We start from the raw sequence: 22,841 nt of genomic DNA on the forward strand, positions 1-22,841 counted from the left end.
GAAGGAAAATTCTCTAAAAAATCAGGGCAAATCTGATTTTTCTGACCCTCGATCTCCCCCCCTTGTCGCTCATGCAGAATCGCCCGCCTTCATTCTGCTTCAGAGGCATCGGATGCTCACGTCTGCCCATCAACCGCATTTCACGTTGACCCTCGACGGCGTCCAGAATGAGCTCAAAGTGCTTGAGTTCACGGGCAAGGAAGCCATCAGCCAACCCTTTCGTTTCGACCTGGAACTGGTCAGTGAGCGCCCGGACCTCGACCTCGAGAGCCTGCTGTATCGTCAGGCTTTTCTCGGTTTTGACGCGCAAGGCGCTGGTGTTCACGGTCAGGTTTATCGCATCGCCCAAGGCGATTCGGGCACGCGCCTGACTCGTTATCAGATCAGTCTGGCGCCGCGCCTGGCCTATCTTGGTCAGCGCATCAACCAGAGAATCTTCCAGCATAAAAGCGTTCCCGAGATCATTGCTCTGGTGCTCAAGGATCACGGCATCTTGGGTGATGCATTCGAGTTACAGCTTGGCAGCCAATACCCCAAGCGCGAGTACTGCGTGCAATTCGCCGAAAGCGATCTGGAATTTATTCAGCGGTTGTGCGCCGAGATCGGCATTCACTACCACTTCCAGCACAGCCCGCACGGCCATCTGCTGGTGTTCGGTGACGACCAGACAGTTTTCCGCAAACCGGCGCAGCCGACCCTTTACTTGCCAGGCAGTGGAATGGCCGCCGAGCAGCCTGCGATCAAGCGCTTCAACGTCCGCCTGGAAACCCGCACCACCGCAGTCACCCGTCGCGACTATGACTTCCACAAACCCGGCCTGTTGCTGCAAAGCGCTGTCGACAGCGAGCAGCGTACGGTGCTGGAGGATTACCGCTATCCCGGTCAGTTCACCGATCGCGACCACGGCAAACACCTGGCGCAACGGGCGCTGGAGCGCCATGGCGCGGATTTCCGTCAGGCCGAAGGTCGCAGTGATCAATCGGCGTTGCTCACCGGCCATTTTCTGAAGATCGCCGAACACCCGCGCACAGAGTGGAATGACCTGTGGCTACTGACAGAAATTCAGCACCACGGCCGGCAACCGCAAGTGCTGGAAGAGTCCGCTGACAGCGGTGATTTTCAGGGGTATCGCAATACCTTTCTGGCGACGCCGTGGGACGTACCGTTTCGTCCGCCTTTGGCCGAAAACAAGCCGCGGATTCCGGGCTATCAGAACGCGGTCGTCACTGGGCCGACCGATAGCGAAATCCATTGCGACGAGTTTGGGCGGGTCAAGGTGCAATTTGCCTGGGACCGCGAAGGCCAGCGCAACGAACATTCCAGTTGTTGGCTGCGAGTCGCCAGTGGCTGGACTCATGACGGTTACGGCAGTGCGCTGATCCCGCGGGTTGGGATGGAAGTGTTGGTGGGGTTTGTCGATGCCGACCCGGACAAACCCTTGGTCATGGCGTGCTTGGCAAATGGGGCCAATTCGGTGCCGCTCGATCTGCCGGCAGACAAGACCCGCAGCATTTTTCGCAGCCAGAGCAGTCCCGGTGGCGGTGGTTACAACGAACTGCGCATTGAAGACCGCAAGGGCGCCGAGGAAATCTATCTGCGGGCCCAGCGCGACTGGACACAACACGTATTGCACGACTTGTACACGCAAGTGGGCAACCAGCGAAGTGTGGTGGTCGCGGGTCTCGATCGCCATGAACTGAAGGCTGACGAACAGCGCATCACCCACGGTCAGCGCCAAACCGAAGTGAAGCAGGACGATCATCTGGTAGTGGTTGGCGACCGGCACATTCGGGTGACCAGTCAGGCGCTCAATGCCAGTCAGCAATTCCATGTCAGCGCCGGCCAGCAAGTGGTCATCGACGGTGGTGCCAGCGCGACCATTCAGGCGGGTGGGCAGTGGATCAACATCAGCGCTGCCGGGATCTTCAGCAGTGTGCCGATTCAGCTGGGTGGCGTGCCGATGGTGGCGATGGTTGCTGCTGCGCCGAAGTCGCTGGACGTTCCATTGAAACTCGCCGCAATTCCAATTGCGCTGCTGAGCGCCGCACAGATTCTGAGCCTGAAAAGCGACGCGCCGTTCTGCGAAGAATGCGAGCGCTGCAAGGAGGGTGTCTGTGCAGCCTGATGCCTTGTCACCTCGTGCCTGGCTGGAGCGCCATCCGCTGAAACCTTCCGAGCAGTTGTTCGCGGTGTTCGGCAATGCGAGCTCTGCCGAGCCCCTTAAAGCCTGGCAACGCTCGATCACTACGCAAGCACCGAGCGCCATCTGGGCCGACAGCGCATACGCCGAGTGGATGTCGGTGATGCCCTATGTCGGCATCGTCGCTGCGGACAGTGAGTTTCTGGAGTGGGTCGCCACTACCGAGTCTCGCGACTGGGGTTGGCTGGCGGTGTCTTCTGCTCCTCAAGAGGCTTTGGTCGACCATCTGCGCAGCCTTACGCAAGCCCTGTTACCCAACGGCAACGCAGTATTTTTCCGTTTCTGGGACGGACGTTATTTGCTGCCGATTCTTCAGTCTGCACAGGTTGATGTCGCGCAACTGATGCCGCCGATCGGGCGCTGCCTGATCAATGGGCAGGCCCTGGAAATCGGTGGCTGTGCGCTGAAAACATCGAAGGTTTTTCCATGGTGGGAGATTCCCGGCGCGCTATTGGAACAGCTCGCGGTGCAGTCTGCCGCCACCCGAATCAACAACCTGCTGACGTGGCTGAGCGACGATCGCCCGGACCTGTACGAAGCCTTTTCCGAAAGCGTTTTACGGCACAAGGTCGCGATCTTTCTTGACGCACCTGACCTGCCTCAAGCACCGAAAACTGCCTTGGTGGAGTTCCTGATGGCGGAGCTGAACTGATGGAGCAGATCGTACGTATCGAGCAGGAATTCGACAGCTTTAAAGACACCCTCAGCCTCTACCGCGAACAACTCAACCACTGGTTCATCAAGGCCGCCGACAAGGTTAGCCACGCTACTGACATGCCGTCGCTGATGGGCATGGAACGGCTGATCAAGTTCGGCAGCACGACCACTGCGGTGGGCAGCGGCGATGACGATTTCATCTCCAGTGTGGCGCAGTGTCCGGCCGGCGGCCTGTTGCAGATCGAGAGCAAGTTCGAATCGGTCTACGACATTCCGCTGGGGAATATTCAGGTCGATGTGATTGCCGTGGAGGGCGGTGAAAAGACGCCGGTCCTGCTGGATGAAAACGGCAAAGGGACGTTTAAGGGGACCGCCGGGAAGTTCTATCGCGTTCATGTCCAGAGCGAAGTGACGCCGGAGCAAGTCGATGAGCTTTTTGATGCTTACGGTGGGCTGACCAAGGACCTGGAACGCTGGCTGCGCAGCGAGTGGGAAGGGTTCAAGCCGCAGTGGTCACAGCAGTCGGCGTCGGCATCGCTGGCGGCGGTGGGCAATGGAATGCTCGCCGGCAGTTGGGCGGCGATTCAGGGTGTCTGGGATGGGATTGGCGAGCTGAGCGACATCTTGAAGAATCCCGAAGCCTTTGTCGAAAAGCTTGGGGACAGCGCCGGGCAACTGGCTGATCTGGCCGAAAGCGCTCCGGACTTGATGGAAAAAGCCATGCTGCTGGCCAGTGATGAAGCGGCGCTGTGTTTGTTGATGCGCACCGCAGCACTGTGGCTGGAAATGTTGCCACCGACGCAACTGGCCGGCACCTCGGCCGAGGCCATTTCCAAGGTGGTGGTTGGTTTGATCATCGACCTGCTGATTGGCTTGGTGCTGAGCGTGGTCGGCATCGGTGTTGCCTGGTTGACGGTGCGCCTGGCCAAGTACGGCCCGCAGATTTTTCAGGCAGCCATGGGTTTCGTGAGGTCGATGATCACGATCATCAACAACTTCATGACCTACGTTGACCGCTACAAAAAAATCGCCGCACGGGGTGTCGTAGCGGGCCTGAAAAAAGGTCGGATGCAACTGCGCTGGAATGGCCGCAAAAACTCCACGCTGAATAAACACGAACCTCACGTCGACGTCCCGGCGCAGGCGAAAAACCCCAACGGCGACAGCGCCGATTCGGCAGATAAAACCGCCACCAACAAATGCCCGGTGTCGATGGTCACTGGCGAAGAACTGCTGACCCTGGTCGATGGTTCGCTCGACGGGATTCTGCCGTTCGACTTCACCCGGCTCTATCGCACCAGCGCCGCCGAGATCGATAGCGGACTGGGCTTTGGATGGAGCCATTCGCTGGCGCACCGCCTGGAAATCGATGGCGACAACGTCATCTGGATCGACCACGAAAACCGTCGTACGGCATTCCCGTTACCGAACGTCGAGCGCCCGGCGATCCACAACAGTCTGTCGCGGGCGGCGATTTATCTGGGCGATGAGCCCGAGGAACTGATCCTCGTCCAGGCCGGCGACAACGCGCGTTTTTATCACTTTCATAACGGCCGGCTGACGACTGTCAGCGACGCTTACAACAACCGATTGCGCATCACCCGCGACCGTCAGGAACGCATCAAGCGCCTCGATAACGGCGTGGGCCGCGCCTTGCTGTTGCGCTATGACCGCAGACATTTGATCGCCGTCGATTACCAGCGTTTTGTCCCGGCTCCAACCCTCGATGAGGCGTGGCACACCGAGCAGACGCTGGTCAATTATCGCTACGACGAACGCGATCAACTGATCGAAGCGACCAACGCCGCAGGCGAAAGCGAGCGCTACGACTACGACGATCAGCAGGTCATTTTGCAGCGGCAATTGGCCGGTGGCGCGAGCTTTTTCTGGGAGTGGGAAAGGTCCGGCAAGGCTGCCAGATGCATTCGGCACTGGGCGTCGTTTTCGCAGATGGACGCGCAGTACGTCTGGGATGACCAGGGCGGTGTCACCGTCCTGAATATCGATGGCAGCGAAGAGGTTTATGTCCATGACGATCGGGCGCGGCTGGTGCGCAAGGTCGACCTGGAAGGTGGCGAACATCTCAAGGCCTACGATGACAAAGGTCGGCTGATTGCCGAGCAGGATCCGCTGGGGGCCGTCACTGAGTACCGTTACGACGAGGTTGGACGGCTTGTCGCGCTGATTCCACCGGAAGACGAACCGACGGCCTACGAATACCGCGACGGTTTCCTGTATGCGCGGTATCGCGGTAAAGCCGTGTGGAAGTATCAGCGCAATGCTCAGGGTGATGTCACTGAAGCGACCGATCCCGACGGGCATGTCACGCATTACCACTACGACCCTCAGGGGCGGCTGCTGTCGATCCGTTATCCGGACACCAGTCGGCATGTGTTTGTCTGGAACGGCTTGGGGCAACTGCTCGAAGAAACGTTGCCAGACGGTGGCCAGCGTCGGTTTTCCTATGATGCTTTGGGGCGGCAGATTACCCGGCAGGACGAACACGGTGCCGTCACCCAGTATCAATGGGATGCCATCGGAAGGCTGATTCAGACAACACTTCCCAGCGGTGCCAGTCGCGCCTTCAGCTACAACGCCTACGGAAAAATCATCGCCGAACGCGATGAGTCGGGCCAGGTCACGCGCTACGAATACGTCGATGACCTGCACCTGGTCAGCCGTCGAATCAATGCCGACGGCACACAACTGCGTTATCGCTACGACAACGCGCTGTTGTTGCTGACAGAAATCGAGAACGAATCCGGCGAAAAGTATCAGCTGGACTACACGCCCAATGGCCAGATCCGACAGGAAACCGGTTTCGACGGCCGCCGCACCGCCTATGCCTACGACCTCAATGGCCATCTGCTGGAGAAAACCGAGTTCGGCGATGACGGCTCAACGCTGATCACCACCTACCAGCGGGACTCGGCAGGACGACTGCTGGTCAAGACGCTGCCCGATGGCGTCAACGTCGAGTATTGCTACGACGGTCTTGGCCGACTGGTCAGCGTCGATGACGGCCACGACCACCCGTTGGAGTTCGAGTACGACCAGCAGGACCGCCTGATCACCGAGCATCAGGGTTGGGGCACCTTGCGTTATGGCTACGACGCCTGCGGCCAGCTCAATCGCCTGCGCTTGCCGGACAACAGCACCCTCGATTACCACCACGCCAAGGGCGGCGCGCTCAGCGCTATCGACCTCAACGGCACACGGCTGACCACGCACGTCTTTAACGCAGGGCGTGAGCGACAACGCCAGCAAGGCCAACTGCTTAGCCAGTACCACCATGACGAACAGGGCCGGTTGCAATCCCACGCGGTCAACCAGTCAGACCGCCCGCTGTACATGCGCCACTACAGTTATGCGGTCAATGGCAACCTGGCTGCCATCGCTGACAGTCGCCACGGTCAGCGCAGCTATTACTACGACGCGCTCAACCGCCTGACCCGCGTACGCCATGCCCGCGGCGAACCCGCGCAAAGCTTTGAGCACGACCCGGCCGGCAACCTGCAAATGCACGATCGCCCGGGCCTGGCGACGATCAAAGGCAACCGCCTGCTGCTGCAAGGCGACCGCCATTACGACTACGACGCCTTCGGCAACCTGATCCGCGAACGCCGAGGCACCGGGCAGAAACTCGTCACCGAATACCGCTACGACTGCCAGCACCGGTTGATCGGCATCACGCTGCCGGATGGCAAAACTGCCAGCTACCGCTATGACGCCTTCGGTCGGCGCATCGCCAAAACCGTCGATGGCCACACCACCGAGTTCTTCTGGCAAGGCGACAACCTCGTCGCCGAACGCGGCAAAGAACACTACCGCAGCTACGTCTACGAACCCGGCAGCTTCCGCCCCCTGGCCATGCTCGACGGCTTCGGTCCGCGCAAGGCCTGCCCGTTCTACTACCAGCTCGATCACCTCGGCACCCCGCAGGAACTGACGGATTACAGCGGCGAGATCGTCTGGTCGGCGACCTACAAGGCCTACGGAAAACTCGCCAGCCTGAAGCACTTTGGCGAAGAACAGCTTGAGCAACCGTTGCGCTTTCAGGGGCAGTATTTCGATGCCGAAAGCGGCCTGCACTACAACCGCCATCGCTACTACAATCCGGACATCGGCCGTTACCTGACACCCGACCCGATCAAATTGGCGGGCGGGCTGAACGGCTACCAGTACACCCCGAATCCAACGGGGTGGATTGACCCGTTGGGGTTGAACGGAAATTGTCCGCCACCGAACAAGCCAGATTGTAAGGCGCCGGATGATGTGGGTGGTGCTGCGGTTGATGAGCAGTCTCCAGCACTACCTAAGACGGAAAAGTTTGAGCCAGAAAATGAGGCAGAGGCCAAACGCCAAGTTTTGGATTGGGAAAAACAATACAAAATGCATACGGTCGCGAAGCATGGTCCGGAAATTGGTGACAAGGCCTTAAAGCAACGGGCAATTGACGGCTCGCATCCAACAAAAAAAGGAGTAAGAGAGAAGATTAATTCTAGCTCTCAGTTTAAAAGTTGGACTATGCAGTTTCGGGCGATAAGTTATGCTCTGTCGAAAATGCATCGTGACCCACCTGAACCAACTGGCTATGATAGCGAACGGAATCCTATTGTTCGAATGGAGTTGCCAGGAGCCGGTCGTGGGTATAAGCCGAATGATAAAGATAGAAATAGCCCCAAGTATATTGAGGGTTTGGATGGCGCGGAAATTAAGTTTGATAAGAGAAATATAAAACGACCATTTACTGCTTTTCCACGAAAGGTGAAATGAATGTTGACTCATCCGTTTGTGAACATCCCTTATGTACCAGTCCCTTTGTATTTGCTTGGAGGGATATCAATATACGATAGAGAGGAAACGCTGGGTGAGGAGCTGTGGGTATATAATCCGAATGAGAAAAATGATAGGGAGAAGATAATAAAGGTATTTATACTTCCGGACTTTGACTATTTAACTTATAGGCATAGATTTGTAACGTTCAAAATGCTTGAGGATATCCTGAGACAAGAAAATTTTGATTTTGCTGCTCAGTTTGAAAGTGATTACGATGAGCCACGCACTATTGCGTGGAATGAAACAGAAATAGACGATCCTCGTGGATTTTTCGAGGACATATATCGGTTGGCAAGCGAAGCGTGGAAAGACGACCTCCATAAAGCCAGTCTTGAAGATCAGTCCACTTGGTAAAGAAGCGACCCCGAAACGGAGGCGAAATTTCTTATACGGACTTTGATTAATGAAAGATGCCTACAATATCTGGGATATACGTAGTTTGCTTTTCGTATTTGATATAGAAAACACACGTGACGTGGCGAGGGAGGAGATTATCGTTTCGAAGGATGTGAACGATGAGCAAGAGCTTGCTGAGCTTGCTGAGCTTTTTGATATTTTAATGCGGCCAGAATTTCTTATTTATAGCCAGAATGAACGACAGTTGTTAATTGATACTTTGGTATATTTTTTAGGCATAAACGATGATTTTGATGGGGTATTTTCAAAGATTGATACTTATTTTGATGAGGATGTTAAGGATCAGCGTCAGTTCATGCGGGTCCTCTTGGAGTGTTTGATGCGTTATCAATCGCAAGCAACACAAGAAAAATAACCGCTGGTTAATATTGATCGTTCCCACGCTCCTGCGTGGGAATGCAGCCCGTGACGCTCTGCGTCACATCGGAGCCAGGCTTGATACCGACCATTGCGGCTGGAACGCTGAGCGTCCCTTGAGGCATTCCCACGCGGAGCGTGGGAACGATCAGCAGGCGATCATGGTTTGTCTGCCCGCTCGGCTGCGAACCCCTGACGCTGGGCGCGGTACAAGGTAAACTTCGCCTCCTTCGCAGGAGCAGCCATGAATTATCGTCACGCCTTCCACGCCGGCAATCACGCCGATGTGTTCAAACACCTGACCTTGACCCGCCTCATCGCCTTGATGTCGCGCAAGGAGCAGCCGTTTGCCTATCTCGACACCCACGCCGGCATTGGTCTGTATGACCTGCAGGGCGATCAGGCGAGCCGTACCGGTGAATACCTGGAAGGCATCGCACGCTTGTGGGGCGAGCAGGATCTGCCGCCGCTGACCGCCGATTACATGCGCGTCTTGCATGAGATGAACCCGGATGGCGAGTTGCGCTACTACCCGGGCTCACCTGAGCTGGCGCGGCGTTTGACCCGTCCGCAGGACCGGGTGTTGCTCAACGAAAAACACCCGGAAGACGGGTTGCTGCTCAAGGACAACATGAAGGGCGATCGCCGGGTCAAAGTGCATCTGGGCGAAGGCTGGCACGTGCCCCGGGCACTGTTGCCGGTGCCGGAGAAGCGTGGGTTGATGCTGATTGATCCGCCGTTCGAGAAACTCGACGAGATGCAGCGTTGTGCCGCGTCGCTGAAAGAGGCGATTGGCCGGATGCGTCAAACCGTGGCGGCGATCTGGTACCCGGTGAAGGACCAGCGCATGTTGCGTCGGTTCTACCAGGACCTGGCGGGCACCGGTGCGCCGAAGTTGTTGCGCGTGGAGTTGCTGGTGCATCCGCTGGATACGCCAAACAGCCTGAACGGTTCCGGGCTGGCGATTGCCAATCCGCCGTGGGGGCTGGAGGAAGAGTTGCGCGAGTTGCTGCCGTGGCTGTCGAAGAAACTCGGTCAGACCCAGGGCGGGTGGCAGATGGATTGGTTGATCGCTGAATAATGTGTGGCGAGGGAGCTTGCTCCCGCTCGGCTGCGAAGCAGTCGTAAAATCGGTATATAGGTTCTATCTGAAAGAACGTTGTCACTGATTTTAGGGCCGCTTCGCGCCCCAGCGGGAGCAAGCTCCCTCGCCACAGGTACTGCGTTCACCCCTCAAATCGGGCAGGTCACGCCCGTGCCGCCAATCCCGCAATACCCTTCAGGGTTCTTCGCCAGGTATTGCTGGTGATAGGCCTCGGCGTAGTAAAACGTCGGGGCTTCTTCGATTTCAGTGGTGATGGTGCCGAGGCCGGCCTTGGTCAGTTCAGCCTGGAACACTTCCTTGCTGGCCTTGGCCGCTGCCAGTTGGCTTGGGTTGGTGGCGTAGATCACCGAGCGGTACTGAGTGCCGATGTCGTTGCCCTGGCGCATACCCTGCGTCGGGTTGTGCAGTTCCCAGAACATCGCCAGCAATTGTTCGTAGCTGACCTTTTCCGGTTCGTAGACCACGAGCACGACTTCGCTGTGGCCGGTCAGGCCCGAGCAGACTTCTTCGTAGGTCGGGTTCGGTGTGAAGCCACCGGCGTAACCCACCGACGTGCTGTACACACCTTCGCGCTGCCAGAAGCGCCGCTCGGCGCCCCAGAAGCAACCCAGGCCGAAGATCGCGAAATCCACGTTGCCCGGGAACGGGCCCAGCAACGGATGACCGTTGACGAAGTGTTCGTCCGGTACTTTTATCGGAGTTTCGCGGCCAGGCAGAGCTTGTTCTTTAGTCGGGAGCACGTTTTTGTTCACCAGAATTTCCGAGCGCAGAACCATGATCAGTCCTCTCAGTCAGGTTGGGATGAGCGATATACGCAATAAGACCCACAGTGTGCCCGAGTGTTAAAGCGCTGTCAGGCGATTGGGCCACGCGGATAGCGTTTCAGCTTCTCGATCAGCTCGGCGCCCGGGATCGGTCGGTCGAACAGATAGCCCTGGCCGACATCGCAGCGGTGGCGACGGAGGAACGCCAGTTGTTCGGCGGTTTCGATGCCTTCGGCGACCACTTTGAGCTTGAGATTATGGGCCATGGCGATCACGGCCGAGGTGATTTCCATGTCGTCCTGGTTGTCCGGGATTTCATGGATGAAGCTGCGATCGATCTTGATGATGTCGATCGGGAATTTTTTCAGGTAGCTGAGCGATGAGTAACCGGTGCCGAAGTCGTCCATGGCCAGGGTCAGGCCCAGGCGCTTGAGTTGGTCGAGCTGCAAGTGCGTATCTTCGGTGGCTTCCAGCAGCAGGCCTTCGGTCAGTTCCAGCTCCAGCAAGCGCGCGGGCAGCTGTTCTTCCTTGAGGATGTTGGCAATCGACGACACCAGGTCCGGATCGGAAAACTGCTTGGGCGACAGGTTGATCGCCACCTGCAAATTGCCCAGCCCGGCGGCGGTCAGCTCTTTGCTCATGCGACATGCCTGGCGGGCAATCCATTTGCCGATGGGAATGATCAGGCCGGTTTCTTCGGCGACGCTGATGAACTGATCCGGGCGGATCATGCCCTTTTCCGGATGGTTCCAGCGCAGTAACGCTTCCATCCCCAGCAAGCGCCCGGAGCGCAGGCACAGCTTGGGCTGGTAGAACACGTCCAGCTCGTTCTGGGTCAGGGCGCGGCGCAGGTTGTTTTCCACAAACAGCTTATAGCTGGCCTCGGCGTTCAGCGCTTCGGTAAACACCTGAACCTGATGTTTGCCGTTGGCCTTGGCCTTGTGCAGCGCGAGCCCCGCGTTACGCATCAGGGTTTGCGGATCGCGGCCGTGCAGCGGTGCGCAAGCCAGCCCCACGGAACCCGTGACGCTGATCAACTGGTTGTCGACGAACATCGGTTTATCCAGCGTCATCAACAATTGGCTGGCGATCTGTTGGCCGGCTTTAAGGCTGGTGTCGTCGAGCAGCACCGCGAACTCGTTACTGGCGAAACGCGCCAGGCTGCCGCTCGGGCTCAAGCTGTTGCGCAGTCGCCGGGCCAGGCTGATCAACAGTTTGTCGCCGGTCTGGTGGCCGAGGCTGTCATTGATCCGCTTGAAGTTGTCGATGTCCACCAGCAGCAGGCAGATCGGGCTGTCGCTGTCGCGGGCGAAACGCTCGTCGAGGTTGCGGATGAACGCCGGACGGTTGCCCAGGTTGGTCAGGTTGTCTGTGTAGGCCAGGCGCTCGATACGTTGCTGGGCGAGCTTGGTCTGGGTGATGTCTTCGTAGATGCCGATGTAGTGGGTCAGTTCACGGTTGTCGCCGTAGACCTTGGAGATCGACAACTGGCCCCAGTAGGGTTCGAGGTTTTTGCGCCGGCTCTTGAACTCGCCCTGCCAGCTGTTGCTCTTGGCCAGGCTTGAGGGCGCGTCGAACAGCAATTCGCTGAGGTTCTCCAGCGCCGGCAGTTCCGACAGCCGATGGCCGTGGACTTCTTCGGTGCTGTACTGGGTGATTGCGGTGAAGCTTGGGTTGACGTACTCGACCACACCGTCGCAATTGACCAGCAAAAAGGCGTTGGCACTTTGCTCGACCGCGCGCTGGAACAGGTGCAGGGCGCTGGTGGCAGTGCGGCGGTTGTGGTTGTTGATGACCTGGGCGAATTGGTCGGCCAGCTCGCCGGCGAAGGCGATTTCGTCCGACTGCCAGGCGCGGGTCATGCCGGTTTGCTCCAGGCACAGCACGCCGACTACCTGACCATCGACACGGATGCTGGCGTCGAGCATGGCATTGATGTCACGCGGGCGCAGGCTCTCGGCCATGCTTCGGGTGCGCGGGTCGCGCATGGCATTGTGGGCGTCGATTGCGCGGCTGGTGTGCAAGGCTTCCAGGTAATCCGGGAAGTTGCTGGCGTCAATCACGTCCGGTAACCAGTGCTCTTGAGAGTCGCGGTGGTAGGCGGAAATCGGCACCAGCTTCTGGCCTTCGAGGTTCCACAGGCTCGCGCAGTCGATTTCGTAGATGTCGCAGGCGCTGCGGGTGATCAGTTCGGCGGCTTCTTGCAAGGAGTTGCCGGTGCTGTAGCGCTGGCGGGCGAGCAGCAGGATCAGGTCTTGCTGGGCGCGAACGCGATCCAGGTGCAGCAGTTGTTCCTGCTGGGCGCGCTGGTTCAGTTCCAGGGCAATCTGCAGGCGCGAGTTCTGGGTTTCCAGGTCCAGCGCCGGTAGCAGCGGATCATCGGTAAACAAACCGTCGACCACCAGCAGATAGCCGCGTAGCAGGTGGCGATTGTGTTGTTTATAGGCTTCGCCCAATTCGAGCAGGCTGAGGGAGCCTTGGGCGGTGTGCAGCGTGTAGCGGACCAGGTAATGCGGGCTTGCGGTCAATTGCTGCTGGATCGCATCGTGCAACTGATAGCGCGCTTCGGGCTCCATCAGGCTCGCATAGGGTGAGCCGACCAGAGCGCACAGCTCGACAGCGGGCAAACCGAACTGGCGTTCGCAGTTTGGGTCAAGGAACAGCAGCGCCCAGCTTGGTTCATTCAGCCGTTCGAAACGCAGCATGCCGAGCCGCGAGGGCACGGGCAACTGCGTCACTACCTCGGCCACCATACGGCTGGCGGCATCGGGATGGCTTTTCATGGAAGAAACTCGCTTCGAAAATGCTGATCGCGCCGGGCTCGCGCCCTCTTTACTGTTGCCTGCGGCAAGGTTGCATCATGCTGCACTGACTGACAAGTAAGGATGAAGGCTAAGTGCTATAAGACTGTATCGGCGAGGGCGGGGTTTTCTCCAGCTGGGGGCTGAAAGTAATGTGGTAGTGCGAAAAGATCGCCGCCTTGGGGGAGCTGCCGAAGGCTGCGATATTTTCCAGGCTTAACGCAATTTAATGTTTGTCGATTGCAGAGGGTTGCCCTCCCGGTCGTGATAACCGACGCGAATCTGCTGTGCGTCGACCACCAGGTGCGCAAAGTTATCCTGGCTGACCACGTTACTGGTCAGTTGGTGGTAATAGTCGCCCGCGGCAGTCCGCACCAGTGGCTGGTCGAGTACGAAGGTCGAGGCTTTGGCGTAGGGCAGCAGTGCGCTGTTGCACAGAGGCGACGAGACGATGGTGTGAACCTCGAAGTCCGGGTCTTCGCTGTGACTCAGACGGCTGGTGAGCGAACCATGAACATCACCGGAAACGATGATGACGTTCTTGATCTTGTGGGTCCGGATGGTTTCCAGCAGACGCAGGCGCTGCTCGGGAAAGGCTTGCCAGGCGTCGTCGCCATAGTGCTTGCGGTCGGGGTAGAGCATCACGCTGGTGACCACGAACTTGACCCGTGCCGGGCTGTTGATCAGCCATTTGAACAAGGTGTGTTCCTGCTCCGCATCGAGGATACGTCGGTCATCGGCCGCGAGCGTGCGTCGGGTTCGGCTGTCGGTCACGAACCATTCGATATCCCCTTCGGAAAACTGATACCAGTAATGTTTTAGTTCGCGGCTGGGTTGCCCGTTGGGCAGTAACTCATGAACAGGGCTATGACTGGCCTGATATAACTCATACGCGGCCATTGCGTTGGTGTAGAGGAGTTTGTCGTCTGCGCTTTCGTTGGCGGGCCAGTTGTCTTCTATTTCGTGGTCATCGAGGATCATGTAAGTCGCAAGGGATGCCATTACCTTCTTTATATGTGGCTGGGAAAAAGCGGCTCGATACTTGCCGAGAATGTCCGTGTACTCCCGGTCGGGGGCGATTATGTTCAGGTCATCCAGATAAACCTGGTCACCCGTCATCAACAAGGCGCTGATCGGTGGCGATGCAGTTTCAGCCAGGGCGCCGATGGCGGCAAAAATCCGGTCGCCCTTGGCGGGTGTCGACGGCTCGCCCGCTGTCATGCGCAGGTAGCGGCATGAGCCGACGATATAGCCGCGTGCTACAGTGGTTTTGCTTGAGGCGGTGCGAAAGCGGTAGATCTCTTTCGGCCATTGCAGGAGTAGCTCTTGCACCGTATCCACGGTGTGTACCGGGCTCATGGTGCTGAACCAGCCAGCCTGGTACTCATAGGCGGTATCGGCGTCGAGGTTGTTGAGCGCAATAACGTCGGACAGGTCGCGAAGTGCTGTTAACGCAACAAACTGACCGGTGGGCCAGTGAGTATCACCGACGCGGCGATAACGTATCCCTGCAAAGGCCTGGGTATTGTTTTCTATATCGCCACGTAAAAAAATGCGCACATGGTTAGTTGTGGTATGGCCAATAATCGGGCCGACAGTCAGTTTAAACATTTTCGAATCCGTTCGAAATGTAGCGGTGAAAGTTACAGTGTTTTGTGAAAGCAGTCAGTGTGCTTTGTTGGCACTATCCTATTGTTCGTCAGGTGATAAATATTGATAGGTAAGTGGACTTTGGCTGTGGTCTGAATAAGCCACGAAAGTAGTCTCGACTGCTATCGGCGGTAGGAATACATACAACGCTTGATCGAACGTTGACGCATGCTTAAGTGGCGGGTGTTTTTCCGGGCAAAAAAAGCCCCGCCAAATTGGCGGGGTTGAGGTACGAGCGTGGCGCTCGGAAAACGTGGGGCGCGAGTGGCCCTCCGGTGAAGGAGGGCCGCTCGGTCTTTACAGCAGAATGGTGCGGATGTCGCCCAGCAGGTCGCTCAGACGCTTGGTGAAGCGTGCAGCAGCAGCGCCGTTGATCACACGGTGATCGTAGGACAGCGACAGTGGCAGCATCAGTTTCGGCTGGAAGGCTTTACCGTCCCAGACTGGCTGGATGGTTGCCTTGGAAACACCGAGGATCGCCACTTCCGGCGCGTTGACGATCGGCGTGAAGCCGGTGCCGCCAATGTGCCCGAGGCTGGAAATCGTGAAGCAGGCACCTTGCATCTCGTCTGCCGAGAGCTTCTTGGTCCGGGCTTTTTCAGCCAGGGAAGCGGCTTCGGCAGCCAGTTGCAGCAGGCTCTTCTGGTCGACGTTCTTGATGACCGGTACCAGCAGGCCTTCAGGAGTGTCGACGGCGAAGCCGATGTTCACGTATTTCTTGCGGATGATCGCTTTGCCGCTTGGCGCCAGCGAGCTGTTGAAGTCCGGCAGCTCCTTGAGCAGGTGCGCGCAGGACTTGAGCAGCAGTGGCAGTACGGTCAGCTTGACGCCAGCCTTCTCGGCCACGGCTTTCTGTGCGACACGGAAAGCTTCCAGCTCAGTGATGTCAGCCGAATCGAACTGGGTCACGTGAGGCACGTTCAGCCAGCTGCGGTGCAGGTTGGCGGCGCCAGCCTGCATCAGGCGGGTCATCGGCACTTCTTCGGTTTCACCGAAGCGGCTGAAGTCCACAACCGGAATCGGCGGAATACCGGCACCGCCGGTTGCGCCTGCGGCTGGAGCTTCTTTGGCCTTTTGCATCATGGCTTTGACGTAAACCTGCACGTCTTCCTTGAGCACACGACCGTGTGGGCCGCTTGGGCTCACCGCGTTCAGCTCGACGCCGAACTCACGGGCCAGCTGACGAACCGCCGGGCCTGCGTGAACCTTGGCACCGCTTGGCGCTGGAGCTTGCACCGGCGCCGGAGCGGCCTCGGTTTTTGCAGCAGGCGCAGCAGGTGCAGCAGCGGCAGGCGCAGCGGCTTGAGCCGGGGCAGCGGCAGCTGGTGCTGGCGCAGCAGGTGCCGCAGCGCCTGCCACTTTCAGCTTGAGGATAAAGTCGCCAGTGCCGACTTCGTCTTCGAGTTTGACCGCGATGCTTTCCACTACGCCGGCAGCCGGCGAAGGGATTTCCATGCTGGCCTTGTCAGACTCCAGGGTGATCAGCGATTGATCAGCCTCAACGGTGTCGCCAACCTTGACCAGTACTTCGATGATCTTGGCCTTGCCCGACGAGCCGATGTCCGGGACGTGAATGTCCTGAACGGTGGCAGCAGCAGGCGCAGCGGCTGGCGCTGGAGCAGCTTGCGGTGCCGGTGCAGCAGCAGGTGCTGCAGCGGCCGCAGGTGCAGCGACCGGAGCCGCAGGTGCCGCAGCGGCACCCTCGACTTCCAGTTCCATCAGCTCGTCGCCTTCTTTCAGGCGATCGCCCAGCTTCACTTTCAGGCTCTTGATGACGCCGGCCTTGGGGGCCGGAATCTCCATGCTCGCCTTGTCCGACTCAAGTGTCAGCAGGCTCTGGTCAGCTTCGATGCGATCACCGACCTTGACCAGCAATTCAATTACTTCACCTTCACCGCTGCCGATGTCAGGTACGCGAATGAGTTCGCTCACAGAGTCTCTCCTCAGCAGTCCAGTGGGTTGCGTTTTTCCGGGTTGATACCGAACTTGACGATGGCTTCAGCCACCACCTTAGGTTCGATGTCACCACGGTCAGCCAGCGCTTCAAGGGCTGCCAACACCACGAAATGACGGTCGACTTCGAAGAAATGACGCAGTTTCTTGCGGCTGTCGCTGCGGCCGAAACCGTCGGTGCCCAGCACTTTGAATTCCTTGGACGGAACCCACTGACGGATCTGCTCGGCGAACAGCTTCATGTAGTCGGTCGACGCGATGACCGGACCTTTACGGCCGATCAGGCAGTCTTCAACGTAGCTGCGCTTAGGCTTCTGGCCAGGGTGCAGGCGATTGGTGCGCTCTACGGCCAGGCCATCACGACGCAGTTCGTTGAAGCTGGTAACGCTCCACACGTCAGCGCCGACGTTGAACTCTTCACGCAGAATCTTCGCCGCTTCACGAACTTCACGCAGGATGGTGCCGGAGCCCATCAGCTGAACGTGGTGCGCCGCTTCGCGGTTGTCTTCTTCGAGCAGGTACATGCCCTTGATGATGCCTTCTTCCACGCCAGCCGGCATGGCTGGCTGCTGGTAGGATTCGTTCATCACGGTGATGTAGTAGAAAACGTCCTGCTGCTCTTCGGTCATCTTCTTCATGCCGTCCTGGATGATCACCGCCAGCTCGTAGCCGTAGGTTGGATCAAAGGTGCGGCAGTTCGGGATGGTAGCGGCCAGAATGTGGCTGTGACCGTCTTCGTGTTGCAGGCCTTCGCCGTTCAGCGTAGTCCGGCCGGCGGTGCCGCCGATCAGGAAACCGCGGGTACGGCTGTCGCCAGCGGCCCAGGCCAGGTCGCCGATACGCTGGAAGCCGAACATCGAGTAGAAGATGTAGAACGGCAGCATCGGCTGGTTGTGGCTGGAGTACGAAGTACCGGCGGCGATGAAGGAGCTCATGGCGCCTGCTTCGTTGATGCCTTCTTCGAGGATCTGGCCCTTCTTGTCTTCCTTGTAGAACATCACCTGGTCTTTATCGACTGGCTCGTAGAGCTGGCCGACGGACGAGTAGATGCCCAACTGACGGAACATGCCTTCCATACCGAAGGTACGGGCTTCGTCCGGGATAATCGGGACGATGCGCGGGCCGATGTCCTTGTCCTTGACCAGCTGCGCGAGGATCCGCACGAAGGCCATGGTGGTGGAAATTTCACGGTCGCCCGAGCCGTCGAGGATCGCCTTGAGGGTATCGAGCGATGGTGTCGGCACGCTGAAGCTCTGCGCGCGGCGCTGTGGCACGAAACCGCCCAATGCAGTGCGGCGCTCGCTCAGGTAGCGGGCTTCGGCGCTGTTTGGCTCCGGTTTGAAGAATGGCAGGTTTTCCAGTTCTTCGTCTTTGACCGGAATGTCGAAGCGGTCACGGAACAACTTCAGGCTGTCGACATCGACTTTCTTGGTGTTGTGCGCGGTGTTTTTCGCTTCGCCGGCACCGGTGCCATAACCTTTGATGGTCTTGGCCAAGATGACGGTCGGTTGTTCTTTGTGGTTGACCGCTTCGTGGTACGCCGCGTAGACCTTGTACGGGTCGTGGCCGCCACGGTTGAGCTTCCAGATCTCGTCGTCGGACAGATCGGCAACCATCGCCTTGAGTTCTGGCGAGTTGAAGAAGTGTTCACGCACGAACGCGCCGTCTTTGGCTTTGTAGTTCTGGTACTCGCCGTCGATGACTTCGTCCATCCGGCGTTGCAGGATACCGTCGACGTCTTTGGCCAGCAGTGGGTCCCAGAAACGGCCCCAGATGACCTTGGTCACGTTCCACTGGGCACCGCGGAACACGCCTTCGAGTTCCTGGATGATCTTGCCGTTGCCGCGAACCGGGCCGTCGAGGCGCTGCAGGTTGCAGTTGATGACGAAGATCAGGTTGTCGAGCTTCTCGCGGCCAGCCAGCGAGATCGCACCCAGGGATTCCGGCTCGTCGCACTCGCCGTCGCCCAGGAAGCACCAGACTTTTTGCTTGCCTTCAGGGATGAAGCCGCGGGCTTCCAGGTACTTCATGAAGCGTGCCTGGTAGATCGCCTGGATCGGGCCCAGACCCATCGATACCGTCGGGAACTGCCAGAAATCAGGCATCAGCCAAGGGTGCGGGTAGGACGACAGGCCGTTGCCATCGACTTCCTGGCGGAAGTTGTTCATCTGGTCTTCGGTGATGCGGCCTTCCATGAATGCACGGGCGTAAACGCCTGGCGAGGTGTGGCCCTGGAAGTAGATCAGGTCGCCGCCGTGTTCGTCGGTCGGGGCCTGGAAGAAATAGTTGAAGCCAATGTCGTACAGGGTTGCGCTGGAGGCGAAGCTGGAGATGTGACCGCCCAGGTCAGAATCTTTCAGGTTCGTACGCATCACCATGGCCATCGCGTTCCAGCGTACCAGCGAGCGAATGCGGCGTTCCATGAACAGGTCGCCAGGCATGCGTGCTTCGTGGGTAACGGGAATGGTGTTGCGGTATGGCGTGGTGATGGCGTAAGGCAATTGCGAACCGCTACGGGTTGCGAGTTCGCCCATACGGGTCATCAGATAGTGAGCACGGTCTTCGCCTTCTTTGTCGAGAACCGATTCCAGGGCGTCCAGCCATTCCTGGGTTTCGACGGGATCGAGGTCTTGCATGGCTTGCTCCAGGGCGGAAAGGCTTCCAGAATCGGTTGCCTGAGTTAGCGACTGGCCTTGTGGGCAGACGTTATAAATTCTTGGAATGCCGGAGGTTGATTCGGCGGCGTGTAGTTTTACTACAAATCGTCGGCCATTTCAGCCTTTCGGATGTATATACGAGTAGTAAAACTACAGAAGACGGGCGTGTGGCCTCCTGCTGCGTTGTGAGAATAATCGTTACTGTTGGTCTTTAGCTAACCGAGATAGGTGGAAGTTTGATGCTCGCTGCCAAAAAAACCGAAATTTCAGCTATTTCTAACTTTTGTTCGACAGTCCTTTGCGTAGTGCATTTCACTCATTCACTACAGACGGCCCTTTCTACGCCGATCAAGGATAGACCATGAGCCTTCCTTCGCTTGCCGAACTGCCGGCCTTTCTTCTTCCGCTTGCCAGCCGCGCCGAGCAGTCGTTCCGTGCCGCTGTTGCCCTGTTTGACGATGATCATGGCCTGTCGACCTGGTCGCCAGAGCGCTGGGCAGCGTTTGCCCGAGTGACAGCGGCCAGCGATTTCGTCATTGAGCAGAGCCTGCGTGACCCTTTGATGTTGCTTGAGCTTGTGCAGTCCGGCGAACTCGACCGAAGTTTCACCGCCGGTGAGTTGTGCGCACAGATCGCCGCTGCTGTGCAGACGGCTACCACCGACGATGAGTTGGGCCGCGTATTGCGCCGTCAGCGCAACCGTCAGCAAGTGCGAATCATCTGGCGCGACCTGACCCGCCAGGCCGATCTGATCCAGACCTGCCGTGACCTCTCGGACATGGCCGATGCGAGCATCGATCAGGCTTATCAATGGTTGTATCAGCGCCATTGCCAGCAGTTCGGTACGCCCACTGGCCGGCGCAGTGGCGAGCCACAGCAAATGGTCATCCTCGGGATGGGCAAGCTTGGCGCAGTGGAGCTCAACCTGTCGTCGGACATCGATTTGATCTTCGCTTACCCCGAAGGTGGCGAAACGGTTGGCGTGAAGCGTGCGCTGGACAACCAGGAGTTTTTCATTCGTCTGGGCCAGCGGTTGATCAAGGCGCTGGACCCGATGACCGTCGACGGTTTTGTCTTCCGTGTCGACATGCGCTTGCGGCCGTACGGTTCATCCGGCGCGCTGGTGCTCAGCTTCAATGCGCTGGAGCAGTACTACCAGGACCAGGGGCGCGACTGGGAGCGTTACGCAATGATCAAGGCGCGGGTGGTGGCCGGTGATCAGGCGGCGGGCGCGCAATTGCTCGACATGCTGCGGCCGTTCGTTTACCGGCGATATCTGGATTTCTCGGCCATCGAAGCGCTGCGCACCATGAAGCAGTTGATTCAGCAGGAAGTCCGGCGCAAAGGCATGGCCGACAACATCAAGCTCGGCTCTGGCGGCATTCGCGAAGTTGAATTTATCGCGCAGGCCTTTCAGCTGATTCACGGGGGGCGCGACCTGAGTTTGCAGCAGCGTCCTCTATTAAAAGTACTCAGCACGCTGGAAGGGCAAGGTTACCTGCCGCCGGCGGTGATCAGCGAGCTGCGCGAAGGTTACGAATTCCTGCGCTACACCGAGCATGCGATCCAGGCGATTGCCGACCGGCAGACGCAAATGCTCCCGCATGATGAGCGAGATCAGGCGCGCATTGCCTTTATGTTGGGTTTTGCCAATTGGACAGCGTTCCATGAACAACTGATGTACTGGCGCGGCCGGGTCGACTGGCACTTCCGTCAAGTGATCGCTGACCCGGATGAAGAGGACGGCGAGGAGAGCGAAGTGGTGGTCGGCGGTGAGTGGTTGCCGCTCTGGGAGGAAGCCCAGGATGAAGAGGCCGCTTGCCGTCAGTTGGAAGAGGGTGGTTTTGTCGATGCGCCCAAGGCCCTGAAAACGCTTGCCAGCCTGCGCAGCAGTCCGCAATTGCGGGCGATGCAACGTCTGGGGCGCGAACGGCTCGATGCCTTTATTCCGCGTTTGCTGGCGCAAGCGGTTGAACACGCCAGCCCGGACCTGGTGCTGGAACGCGTGTTGCCGTTGGTTGAAGCGGTGGCTCGGCGCTCGGCTTACCTGGTGTTGCTCACCGAGAACCCTGGTGCGCTACGGCGGCTGATGACCTTGTGCGCGGCCAGCCCGTGGATTGCCGAACAGATCACCCGTTTTCCGTTGTTGCTCGACGAACTGCTCAACGAAGGGCGGCTGTTCAAGCCACCGTTGGCGCCGGAGCTGGCCGCCGAATTGCGCGAGCGGCTGACGCGGATTCCCGAGGATGATCTCGAACAACAGATGGAAGCCTTGCGGCACTTCAAGCTGGCGCACCGCCTGCGGGTGGCGGCCTCGGAAATCGCCGGCAGCCTGCCGCTGATGAAAGTCAGCGACTACCTGACCTGGCTCGCCGAGGCCATTCTGGAGCAAGTGCTGGCCCTGGCCTGGCGTCAGACGGTCGCCAAGTACGGCTCGCCGCAGCGTTCCGACGGAACCTTGTGCGACCCGGGGTTCGTCATTGTCGGTTACGGCAAGGTCGGTGGTCTGGAGCTGGGGCATGGTTCGGACCTCGACCTGGTGTTCATCCACGATGGTGATCCGCAAGCAGAAACCGACGGTGCGAAACCGATCGACGGCGCGCAGTTCTTCACCCGGCTGGGGCAGCGGATCATCCATTTGCTGACCACCCAGACCAACTCCGGCCAGTTGTACGAAGTCGATATGCGCCTGCGCCCTTCCGGCGCGTCGGGGCTGTTGGTCAGTTCGTTGGGGGCGTTCGAGCGCTATCAGGAAAACGAAGCCTGGACCTGGGAGCATCAGGCGCTGGTGCGGGCGCGGGTGCTGGTCGGCAGTCAGGATGTCGGCCAGGCCTTCGAGAAAGTCCGGGCGAAGGTTCTGGGTCGGGCACGCGATTTACCCAAGCTGCGTCAGGAAGTCAGTGAGATGCGCGCCAAGATGCGCGACAACCTGGGGAGCAAGGGCACCGCTGCCGGGACCGCGCCAAACGCCTTCGAAGCCACTGCGCCGTTCGACCTCAAGCAGGACGCCGGTGGTATCGTCGATATTGAATTTATGGTGCAATACGCCGCGTTGGCGTGGTCTGACACGCACCCTTCGCTGCTCCGCTATACGGATAACATCCGCATCCTGGAAGGTCTGGAGGAAGTCGGGTTGATGCCCGCCGAAGACGCCAGCCTGCTGCGTGAGGCCTATAAAACCTACCGCGCGGCGGCCCACCGCCAGGCCCTGCAGAATGAGGCCGGGGTGATTGCGGGGGACCAGTTTGTGGCCGAGCGACGCGAAGTGTTGCGGATCTGGCGCGAGCTGGGGTTAAGCTGAACTCGAAGTCATGGACGAAACAACTCTTGATGTGGGAGCGAGCATGTTCGCGATAGCACAATGACAGTCGACATCAATGTTGAATGTGATGACCCTATCGTCGGAACGCCGCTGGGAGCAAGCCTGCTCCCACAGTAATT

12 protein-coding genes are annotated in these 22,841 nt (G+C 58.6%); 7 read left to right on the forward strand and 5 right to left on the reverse strand.

The window, feature by feature from the left end:
- The first annotated feature begins 112 nt into the window (after positions 1 to 112).
- The 6 genes from AC3WK5_RS04955 to AC3WK5_RS04980 all read left to right on the forward strand — a co-directional run bounded on the left by AC3WK5_RS04955 (position 113) and on the right by AC3WK5_RS04980 (position 9,551).
- Positions 113 to 2,125: a type VI secretion system Vgr family protein gene (locus AC3WK5_RS04955; protein WP_103320382.1), complete on the forward strand. Its 2,013-nt coding sequence runs from the start codon at positions 113 to 115 to the stop codon at positions 2,123 to 2,125.
- The gene (locus tag AC3WK5_RS04960; protein WP_103320379.1) at positions 2,115 to 2,852 is read left to right on the forward strand and encodes a DUF4123 domain-containing protein; all 738 of its coding nucleotides are present in this window, start codon (positions 2,115 to 2,117) and stop codon (positions 2,850 to 2,852) included. The genes AC3WK5_RS04955 and AC3WK5_RS04960 overlap by 11 nt, the downstream gene beginning before the upstream one ends.
- Positions 2,852 to 7,633, forward strand: a complete 4,782-nt coding sequence (locus AC3WK5_RS04965) for an RHS repeat-associated core domain-containing protein (RefSeq protein ID WP_492574140.1) — start codon at positions 2,852 to 2,854, stop codon at positions 7,631 to 7,633. The genes AC3WK5_RS04960 and AC3WK5_RS04965 overlap by 1 nt, the downstream gene beginning before the upstream one ends.
- Positions 7,634 to 8,050, forward strand: a complete 417-nt coding sequence (locus tag AC3WK5_RS04970; protein WP_103316354.1) for a hypothetical protein — start codon at positions 7,634 to 7,636, stop codon at positions 8,048 to 8,050. It abuts the gene before it with no gap.
- A 49-nt stretch (positions 8,051 to 8,099) separates the two neighbouring features.
- The gene (locus tag AC3WK5_RS04975; RefSeq protein WP_103316353.1) at positions 8,100 to 8,468 is read left to right on the forward strand and encodes a hypothetical protein; all 369 of its coding nucleotides are present in this window, start codon (positions 8,100 to 8,102) and stop codon (positions 8,466 to 8,468) included.
- A gap of 246 nt (positions 8,469 to 8,714) precedes the next feature.
- On the forward strand, positions 8,715 to 9,551 hold the full coding sequence (locus tag AC3WK5_RS04980) for a 23S rRNA (adenine(2030)-N(6))-methyltransferase RlmJ (protein ID WP_054595295.1): 837 nt from the start codon (positions 8,715 to 8,717) through the stop codon (positions 9,549 to 9,551).
- Positions 9,552 to 9,703: 152 nt separating this feature from the next.
- Here the strand turns inward: AC3WK5_RS04980 and msrA are convergent, their stop codons facing one another.
- The 5 genes from msrA to aceE form a co-directional block, all read right to left on the reverse strand.
- A complete protein-coding gene (gene msrA, locus AC3WK5_RS04985) occupies positions 9,704 to 10,351 on the reverse strand; it encodes a peptide-methionine (S)-S-oxide reductase MsrA (protein ID WP_054595296.1) in 648 nt (215 codons plus the stop codon).
- Positions 10,352 to 10,428: 77 nt separating this feature from the next.
- Positions 10,429 to 13,122: a sensor domain-containing phosphodiesterase gene (locus AC3WK5_RS04990; protein WP_054595297.1), complete on the reverse strand. Its 2,694-nt coding sequence runs from the start codon at positions 13,120 to 13,122 to the stop codon at positions 10,429 to 10,431.
- Positions 13,123 to 13,356: 234 nt separating this feature from the next.
- Positions 13,357 to 14,751: an alkaline phosphatase D family protein gene (locus AC3WK5_RS04995; RefSeq protein ID WP_103316352.1), complete on the reverse strand. Its 1,395-nt coding sequence runs from the start codon at positions 14,749 to 14,751 to the stop codon at positions 13,357 to 13,359.
- Between the two features lie 336 nt (positions 14,752 to 15,087).
- Complete coding sequence (aceF, locus tag AC3WK5_RS05000) at positions 15,088 to 16,722, reverse strand: dihydrolipoyllysine-residue acetyltransferase (protein ID WP_103316351.1); 1,635 nt, start codon at positions 16,720 to 16,722, stop codon at positions 15,088 to 15,090.
- A gap of 11 nt (positions 16,723 to 16,733) precedes the next feature.
- On the reverse strand, positions 16,734 to 19,379 hold the full coding sequence (gene aceE / locus AC3WK5_RS05005; protein ID WP_054595300.1) for a pyruvate dehydrogenase (acetyl-transferring), homodimeric type: 2,646 nt from the start codon (positions 19,377 to 19,379) through the stop codon (positions 16,734 to 16,736).
- Between the two features lie 382 nt (positions 19,380 to 19,761).
- On the opposite strand from aceE, the gene glnE reads away from it, so the two are divergent.
- The gene (glnE, locus tag AC3WK5_RS05010) at positions 19,762 to 22,701 is read left to right on the forward strand and encodes a bifunctional [glutamate--ammonia ligase]-adenylyl-L-tyrosine phosphorylase/[glutamate--ammonia-ligase] adenylyltransferase (RefSeq protein WP_103316350.1); all 2,940 of its coding nucleotides are present in this window, start codon (positions 19,762 to 19,764) and stop codon (positions 22,699 to 22,701) included.
- Positions 22,702 to 22,841: the final 140 nt, after the last annotated feature.

It is taken from the genome of Pseudomonas sp. FW306-02-D09B, from assembly GCF_058782685.1.